General features: G+C 24.2%; 6 protein-coding genes. 5 read left to right on the top strand and 1 reads right to left on the bottom strand.

Translation table 11 applies throughout. The features are described 5' to 3' along the window. Positions 1 to 83: 83 nt before the first annotated feature. Positions 84 to 659 carry a GMP synthase subunit A gene (locus tag MBCUR_RS00110; RefSeq protein ID WP_067088659.1) on the top strand — a complete coding sequence of 192 codons (576 nt, stop codon included), beginning with the start codon at positions 84 to 86 and terminating at the stop codon, positions 657 to 659. Between the two features lie 702 nt (positions 660 to 1,361). Further along, on the top strand, positions 1,362 to 1,616 hold the full coding sequence (locus MBCUR_RS00105; RefSeq protein ID WP_067088656.1) for a hypothetical protein: 255 nt from the start codon (positions 1,362 to 1,364) through the stop codon (positions 1,614 to 1,616). Positions 1,617 to 1,745: 129 nt separating this feature from the next. Here MBCUR_RS00105 and MBCUR_RS00100 read toward each other — a convergent pair whose 3' ends face one another. Further along, entirely contained in the window at positions 1,746 to 2,666 is a 921-nt protein-coding gene (locus MBCUR_RS00100) for a ribose-phosphate diphosphokinase (RefSeq protein ID WP_067088653.1), read from the bottom strand. A 229-nt stretch (positions 2,667 to 2,895) separates the two neighbouring features. Between MBCUR_RS00100 and MBCUR_RS00095 the strand changes: the two genes are divergently transcribed. The 3 genes from MBCUR_RS00095 (at position 2,896) to pdxS (ending at position 6,866) form a co-directional block, all read left to right on the top strand. Continuing rightward, complete coding sequence (locus MBCUR_RS00095; protein WP_067088649.1) at positions 2,896 to 3,924, top strand: arsenic resistance protein; 1,029 nt, start codon at positions 2,896 to 2,898, stop codon at positions 3,922 to 3,924. 291 nt (positions 3,925 to 4,215) lie between these two features. Next, on the top strand, positions 4,216 to 5,391 hold the full coding sequence (locus MBCUR_RS00090) for a metalloregulator ArsR/SmtB family transcription factor (RefSeq protein ID WP_084269375.1): 1,176 nt from the start codon (positions 4,216 to 4,218) through the stop codon (positions 5,389 to 5,391). A 593-nt stretch (positions 5,392 to 5,984) separates the two neighbouring features. After that, complete coding sequence (gene pdxS / locus MBCUR_RS00085; protein ID WP_067088646.1) at positions 5,985 to 6,866, top strand: pyridoxal 5'-phosphate synthase lyase subunit PdxS; 882 nt, start codon at positions 5,985 to 5,987, stop codon at positions 6,864 to 6,866. Positions 6,867 to 7,175: the final 309 nt, after the last annotated feature.

The following is a 7,175-nucleotide window of genomic DNA, read 5'->3' as shown; positions in this document are numbered from 1 at the left end:
TTTTTTTTTTTTTTTTTTTTTTTTTTAATTTTTTTACCATAGATTAAATTAATAAATCACTAAAAAATAATAAGGAGGAAATTATGAAAATTTTAGTTATTAACAATTATGGTCAATATAATCATAGAATTTTTAGATCACTTAAAGATTTAGAAATACCTGCTGAATTAGTGTCAAATGAATTAAGTATTGATGAGATTTTAGAAAAAGAACCAATAGCTTTAATATTAGGTGGTGGACCTGAAATTGAAAGAATTGGTAACAGTCAAGAATATATTGAAAAAATAGACATTCCTATTTTAGGTATTTGTTTAGGACACCAACTAATGGCTAAAGCTTTTGGTGGAGAAATAGCTACAGCCGATTCTGAAAGCTATGCTCAGATTAATATTAATCTTGACGAGACAGATGAATTATTTAAAGGAATTGGCTCTAAAATGGATGTTTGGGCATCTCATAAAGATGAAGTTACTAAAATGCCAAATGATTTTAACCCAATTGCCACATCTGATATCTGTGAATTTGAAGCTATTAAAAACAAAAATAAACCTATTTATGGCATTCAATTCCATCCTGAAGTTTCTCATACTCCTAAAGGATACTTAATCTTTAAAAATTTCTATCAAATTGCTAAAGAGTATTATAAACAAAAACAATAGAACTACAGTTAATTTATGTGTGATTTAATATTTTTTTATAATGAATAGATAAAATTTCGAAGATATTGAAAAGTTATATTTAACGGTGTAGATAACACTTGAAAAAAATACAAATTATAATCTCTCCATCTCCAATGATGCAAGCAAGCTTCTATCTAAATTATATTGTAATCATGTTTTAACTTTTAAATTAGATATAATGAGTTAAAATTATATTAATATGGTATTCAATACCTGAATTATTGAATTAAGAGTAATTGAAAAGAATTTAGTAAATTGATTAAGGAAATATAAAAGATATATAATTTTTTATTTTAATTTTTTTATTTTAGTCTTTTTTTATTTTCTTTTTTTATTTTTTTTTATAAAATTTTATTTATTTTTTTTTAAAAAAATTTTAATATGATAAAAAATTAATTCAATACTTATATATATGCACATATATAATTAAATAATATGGAAATAATTATTTTATAAATCATTTAAATAATTTTTTAAATAATTTTTTTAAACATTTTTTTTTAAAATAATCTTTTTTAAATAATATTTTAAATTATTATATGATTTTTTTTAAAATAGCTTTTTTCATATATTAAACTATCAATTTAATACTTAGTAGTTAAAAATAGATTATAAACTTATTAATATATCTATATTTGATATCCATATTTTTAAAATAATTCTTAAATTGAGGTAAAGATAATGACAGAAGAGTTAATTAATGAATTAAGAGAATTGTCCTTAGAACATAAAGACGATTTAAAAAGAGAAAAAATAGAACTTTTAATTGGAGACGATGTCCAAGATTTCAGAATTTCTGGCATAGGTGGCAAATCTATTAAAATTGAAAAGTATATTCGTTATGAAGACATTGTTGATGCAACAGAAGATGGTCGTGAAGGTTTAGAATCTGTTGTCCGTGAATTAGTTGAAAATTATAATAAATCTAGTGATTAAATTTTTTTCTAATTTTCATATTTTTACTTATTTTTTTATACTTTTTTAATACTTTTTTTTAAAATTTTTTTAATTTTTGTTCATTTGGTTTCTTATTTTTTTTTTTTTTAAAATTTTTTTAATTCTTAATTATTTAATGTTTTTAGCTATTTCTGTGGCTAGAGATATTTCACTTACTTCTGATTTTATAGTGTTTGTTCCTGCTAAGTTTCTTATTCCTGCAGAATATAATTTCAAAATAGCATCATTTACTAAAACTGGATGAACACAACAAACATCAATAGTTTTGGCACCATGATCTTTTAAAATGTTTATTGCATTAACAATTGTTCCTCCTGTTGAGATTATATCATCGATAATAACAGCTTCTTTTCCTTCAACAGTGGAAATATCTACATTTTGCTTTTTATTTTTAAATTCAGGGTCATCTGTGTTAAAATCATATCTCATTTTAACAATTTTAGTTTCAACTTTTTCAGGTGATATTCTTGTTTTTTGAAGATAAGTTGATTCACAGTTTAAAATGTCTGCGATTTCTTCTGCAAATTTTAATGCTCCTTTATCTGGACCTACAATAATTGGATTGTCAGTTTTTTCTTTAATGTATTCAGCTATTGGGTTCATTGCTGAAATATTTTTACAGGGAATATTAAAAAAGTTTAAAACACTTTCTTCATGTAAATTTACACTATAAAATTTTGTTGCTCCACTTTTTTCAATTAAATTTGCTATAATACGGGCAGATATCGTTTCACCTGTTTTAAATCGTTTTTCTTGTCTAGCATATCCCATGTAAGGAACAACAACTTTTATTTCTTCTGCCCCTAAGTCTTTTAAGTTGTTGATTAAAAATAATAGCTCCATTATATTTTCATCTTGTGGAAACGCTGTAGATTGAACAACAGTGATTTCTTTTTCAATTTCTCCTTTGATTCGAATATATCTTTCTCCATCTGGAAATTTTTTGGTCTCAACAGGACATAATTCATCATCCATCTCTTTTGATATCATTGCTGCAAGTTTTTGAGAAGCAGACCCACCTATAATCAATTTATCACCTTATATTTATCTATTTTATTTTATTCAAATAGAAATAATTATATAATTAATTTTGCATATTTTATAATATATATTTTTCCTAAATCTTTTCTTAAATCTTTTCTTAAATTCTTTCTTTTATGAATTTTATTTAATTTATTTATATTTTTAATTTATTATTATTAAAATTTATTTTAAGTATTTTAAATTAGTTATAGCTTTGTTTTAAAAATGAGATACTATGAATGTTTTAGAGAAATTTCAATCGGTAATAATATTTGTTTCAATTATTTTAGGTTTATATTTTGGACAAATGGCTTTTGTGGCTGATTTATTCTCTAGTTTAATTATAACATTCTTATTTTTCATGCTTTTTACCATATTTTTAAACATTGATTTAGTTGAGTTTAAAAATAGCTTTAAAAAACTTAAATTTACTTTAAGTTCTTTATCTATCAACTTTATTTGGACACCAATTTTAGCTTATGTTTTAGGATTCATCTTTCTTTCTCATGATGTTGGATTATGGGTCGGATTTATAATGCTTCTTGTTACCCCATGTACTGATTGGTATCTTGTTTTTACAGATATTGCAAAGGGAGATATCCCACTTTCATTATCAATATTGCCTTTAAACTTGGTTTTACAAATTATTCTTCTTCCTGTTTATTTATTTGTTTTTACTGGAACATCTACAGTCATAAATTTGAATCTTTTTGTTGAAAGTTTATTACTTGTAGTTGCATTACCTTTTATAATAGCTCAAGTTCTAAGATTTATTCTGCTGAGAATTAATAATAGTAATAATAATAGCAACAGCAATAAATATAAATCTGAAGAAATAAATTTTGAGGATAAAGGAATTAATGAATCTTTTAACAATGGATATTTAAAAAAATTTTTTAATTCAATGGATTATTTACAAATTATATTTTTAGCATTAGCTATTTTTTCAATGTTTGCATCTCAAGGCAAGCTACTTCTAGAAAATTTATGGGTTTTTTCGCTAGTTTTAATTCCATTTTTATTTTTCTTTATTGTTAACTTTGTATTTGTAAGATGGATAAATAGATTTTTAAAATTCTCAAAAAAAGAGTATGTTTCATTAACTTTGACAACTCTTGCTAGAAATTCCCCTGTTTCACTTGCAATAGCTGTTGTAGCATTTCCTAATGAACCATTAATATCTTTAACTCTTGTAATAGCCCCTTTAATTGAACTTCCTATTTTAATTATTATTTCTAGAATTTTACTGTTTTTAAATAAGTAATTCCTTTTTTTAATAGCATTTTACTTTCTTATTTTTCTTTTTGCTACTAAATTTATAATTTTTTTTATACTACTAATCATAATATTTATATATCTAAATATTCAAATATATAAATTAATCAATGTATTTTTTAAATATATTTAGCAAATTTTAACTAATATTTTATGAGTTATATAAAGTGTAATATGTTTAAAATGCAACATGGTTATATAAAATTCAATAAATTTTTAATTAATATGTATATAATTTTTAAATAATTTTTATAATATTTATTTTTCATTTGGTGAAATAATGGATAAAGAAAAAATTTCGCATGAAGAGTTAGAAGAAAAGACATATAAATTAAAAGCTATTGCTGATCCTACACGTATACAGATATTGTACTTGCTTCGAGATGGTGAACAATGTGTTTGTAAGATTTATGAATCTCTTGAAAAACCTCAATCTACTATATCAAATCATTTAAACATTTTAAAAAAAGCTAGGCTATTAAACTGGAGAAAGGAAGGAACATGGATTTACTATAAGTTAAAAAATGATTCTATTTTAAATTTAATTGATAATTTGAATGAAAAAGAATCATTAGCCAATAATATTTACTATAATGAGATAGAATCTGAAATTAAAGTAGATACTTTGGTTAATAGTATATCAGAGGAGGTTAAAATTGTATCCAAAGAAAATTTTGATAATTGTTCTAATTTAAAATATGAAGAGGAAAGTCCAATTTCTTCATGTTGTGGAGGAAACAGAGATGATTATTCTAAAGTCAAAAACCCTAAAATATCAACAAAAACAATGTCTTATGAAATGCTTAATGAATTTAAATCAATAGCTACTAATTTAGGTGCTGTTGAGTTTGGATACACTAAATTGTCGGATGATTTAATTCTAGAAAATGGAAAACTTGATGTTACCTTAAAAAATGCAATTGTTTTTACAATGGAGTTAGATGAGGATATAATCAAGACTGAAGCAGGAGAAATAGCTAAGAATTTAAGTGATGATTTTTATTTAAAATTTTCTAAGCTTAGCTACAAACTTTCAGATGTTTTAAGGGAAAAAGGATATAAAACAGAAGTAATTACTCCAAATGGAGATTTGGTGGATTTATCTATGCTTGGTGAAGATGCAGATATTGGTTATAGGGGTAAAAGTGGTTTATTAATCTCTCCTAAAATGGGAACTAAGTTTAAAGTTGCAGCTATTCTAACAGAGATAGAAAATTTACCATTTTCAAATAAACATAGCTATTCTTGGATTAGAGAGTACTGTGAATTGTGTAATAAATGTATAAAAGAATGTCCTGAAGGAGCTTTAGTGAAAAATGGAAACAATGTTGAATTTTTAAAGGATAAATGCATTGGGTGTAGTGATGGTTGTACTATATGTATTGACCAATGTTCATTTTATAATAAAGACTACAACAATCTTAAAGCTAAATTTGATATAATTAACGAGTTTTAACTTATTTTAACTTATTTTATCTTTTTTTCATTTGCTTTTTATTAAGATTATATTAAAAAAAGACCATATAGAAGATGCCTCATGATAAATTTCATGAAAACAATTAACCTCTTTAAAATTGATTTAATCAATAAATTACTATTTAAATATAAATTAATAATTTGTTAATTATTATTTTAATAAATAAAATTTTAATTAATAGTTATGTCCAATTTAATCAATTTAAAGCCAATTTTAAATTATCTAAAATTTAAAATTTTGATTTATGGGACATCACCTATAATAATAAAAATATAAGAAGTTATTTGGTAAAAATGTTTTTTATAAATTCTAAAAATTATGGCACTTGTTTTATAAAAAAACATATATATAGAAAAGTCTATATATAAAAAAGCCCATATATAAAAATTATAGTTATATACTAGAAAAAATTGATTTTAATAAATGTATTTATGCTTTTTAAAAAATTAGAAGAGATATATTCATATTTTTAAAAAATATCTATATTTAAAAGATGTTTATAAATTATATCTATAAAAAATACCTTAAATAGTAATTTAGACTTATTTTATTGAGTAAATGGAGAATTAATAATGGTTAAAGGAACCAATGTTTTAAAAGAAGGTTTTGCAAAGATGACTAAAGGTGGAGTCATCATGGATGTTGTAAATGCAGAACAAGCTGCAATAGCTGAAGATTCAGGAGCAGTAGCTGTCATGGCACTTGAAAAAGTTCCAGCGGATATTAGAGCTGCTGGTGGAGTTGCTCGTATGGCTGATCCAAATAAAGTTCAAGAGATTCTTGATGTTGTATCAATTCCAGTAATGGCAAAGGCAAGAATAGGTCATATTGCTGAGGCACAGATTTTACAAACCCTTGGTGTTGATATGATAGATGAAAGTGAGGTTTTAACACCTGCCGATGAAGAGTATCACATTAATAAAAAAGAGTTTACCATTCCATTTGTCTGTGGAGCTAGAAACTTAGGTGAAGCACTTAGAAGAATTGATGAAGGAGCAGCAATGATTAGAACTAAAGGTGAGCCAGGAACTGGTAATATTGTTGAAGCTGTTCGCCATATGAGAAAGGTTATGGGAGAAATCAGATTAATTGAAGGTAAAAATAAAGAAGAGTTAAGATCTTTTGCAAGAGAGATAGAAGCACCTTTACCACTTCTTATAAAAACAGCTGAGCTTGGTAAACTCCCAGTAGTTAACTTTGCAGCTGGTGGAGTAGCCACTCCTGCAGATGCTTCTTTAATGATGCAATTAGGTTCAGATGGAGTCTTTGTGGGTTCTGGTATCTTTAAATCAAAAAACCCAATTGAGTTTGCAAAAGCCATTGTTGAAGCAACTCATAACTACGATAAACCAGAAGTCCTTGCTGAAGTGTCTAAAGGATTAGGTCAAGCAATGAAAGGAATTGAAATTTCTGAATTGTCTGATGCTGATAGAATGCAAGAACGTGGTTGGTAAATTTATAAGTCATTTTAAATTATTTAATGACCTTTATTTTAATTTCTTTTCAAGTATTTTAATCTTTTAATATTTTTTTTATTTTTTAACTTTTTCTTTTTTTTAAGTTTTTAATTTCTTTTTTTCTTTCTGGAGTGCTTCATAAATCGCTTTTTTAGAAATTTTCATGAAATTAATTTTTATATGAACCTTTTAAATATTAACTAATCGATAAAATATGTATTAATAACTATATAAAATAATTATATTATTTAATTTATTTAATTCAATTTTAAAGAATTTATATTATTTTAAATTTAAATTATATAT

Origin of the sequence: Methanobrevibacter curvatus (genome assembly GCF_001639295.1) — an archaeon.
Classification (GTDB): Archaea; Methanobacteriota; Methanobacteria; order Methanobacteriales; family Methanobacteriaceae; genus Methanoflexus; species Methanoflexus curvatus.
This window is presented reverse-complemented; position numbering and strand designations above follow the sequence as displayed.